Below are 1,678 nucleotides of genomic sequence, written 5' to 3' on the forward strand. Positions count from 1 at the left end.
TCGGCGGCTGTCAATGAAGTTGTCGCCTGAGAGCACATCGTTATGCAGCCATTTTCAGTGGCTGATCTTGAGCAACGCGCTCAGGATTCATGGTAACGGTATCGACATGCGACCAGTTACGAGTCTTTCCACTCCAGCGCTCCGGGCGAAGCTGTCGGGCTCTTTGGAATTGTTGATGACGGCGTACCAGGATCGCTTTGTCCTCACCGCGGTGACGCTCAGCGGGCGTGACAAAGCGGATGGCGCTGTGGCGGTGTTCGTGGTTGTACCAGCGGACGAAGCCATGCACCCACTCACGGGCCTTGTCGAGCGATTCCAGACCTTTGGCCGGATAGCCAGGGACGTACTTGCAGGTACGGAACAAGGCTTCAGCGTAGGCATTGTCGTTGCTCACCCGTGGCCGACTGAAGGAGGGGTCGATATTCATGTCCCGCAACTTCTCCATCAGCGTGGCGGCCTTGAAGGGGCTACCATTATCCGCGTGCAATACCAGAGGCTTTCGCACGATGTTCTCGGCCAACACGGCCCGCTGAATGACTTGCATGGCGTTGTCCGCCGATTCAGACGGAAAGACCTCCCAGCCCACGACCTTGCGGCTGAAGACGTCCAGGATCATGATCAGGTAGTAGAACGTCCCCCGGGCCGGGCCCGGCAGCCAGGTGCAGTCCCAAGCCCAAAGTTGATTGGGCGCATGGGCCTGATGCGTGGTCGGGGGCTTGCTGCGGCGGGGGGCCTTGGCACGTCCCCGGTGAGCCACCTGGCCGTGACGGCGCAGCACCCGGTAGATCGTGGACACCGAAGCCAGATAGCGATCTTCCTCGTCCAGCAGGCGCACCAGGATCTGATCTGGAGGCAGGGACGCGTACTCGGGCCGATTGCATACGTCCAAGATCGCTTGCTCTTCCTCAGGACTCAGGGCATTGGCCGGCCTTGGCCGATCCGCGAAAGGGCGGCGATCCTCCCCCAGGTTTTCCTGCCCGGTCCAGCGCTGATAGGTGCGGGCACAGATACCGGCCACCTCGCAGGCGGGTGTCAGCCTTGCCCCCTTGGCCCGGGCCTGATCGATCAGCTCAACGGTTTTGCGGCGATCTGCGGTGCTGATCATTTTTCCTCGTCCCCCCAGATCGCGGCGGCCTTTTTTGACAGTGTCAGCAACGCCGCTGTCTCCGCCAACGCGGCCTCCTTGCGTCTGAGTTCCCGTTCCAGCTCACGAATACGTGCTTTGTGGCCCTTGAGTTCCTGGGCTTCACGGCGGCGATCCTGGCTCGCCAGGCCGGCTGCCTGTTCACAGTCGTGGCGCCACACCTGTAACTGCTCCGGATACAAACCCCGGGAACGGCAATACTCCGCCACCTCCTGGGCGTTCATCCCGGCCGTCTCCACCACTGCGGAGAACTTGTCCTTGGATGACCAGGCTTCAGTGCCGGCCCCTGTGGCCTGGGGAAGACAGCGGCCTTGTTCTCGGGCCTCCTTGCGCCACTTGTACACCGTGGCAATGGAAACCCCTTCCTGCTCCGCCACCTCCCGGGGCGAGAGGTTGTACGGGGGCAATAGCTTGGCTACTGCGGCTTCTCTGCGTTCGTCAGGATATCGTGGCATCTTGGGCGCTCCTCTCTCGCCCCCAGAGTGTTTTAAATACTCTATCAAACCAGACGACACTTATCCTGACAGGGGGGGG

General features: G+C 61.6%; 1 protein-coding gene. It reads right to left on the reverse strand.

What is annotated here, in order from left to right; genetic code table 11:
* Positions 1-40: 40 nt before the first annotated feature.
* Positions 41-1,599 (reverse strand): IS3 family transposase gene (locus tag ECTPHS_RS13605; protein WP_246828386.1). Its coding sequence is split into 2 segments (ribosomal slippage): positions 41-1,134 and positions 1,134-1,599, totalling 1,560 coding nucleotides; the frame shifts between segments, so codons are not numbered across the junction.
* Positions 1,600-1,678: the final 79 nt, after the last annotated feature.

It is taken from the genome of Ectothiorhodospira sp. PHS-1 (assembly GCF_000225005.1).
Lineage (GTDB): Bacteria > Pseudomonadota > Gammaproteobacteria > Ectothiorhodospirales > Ectothiorhodospiraceae > Ectothiorhodospira.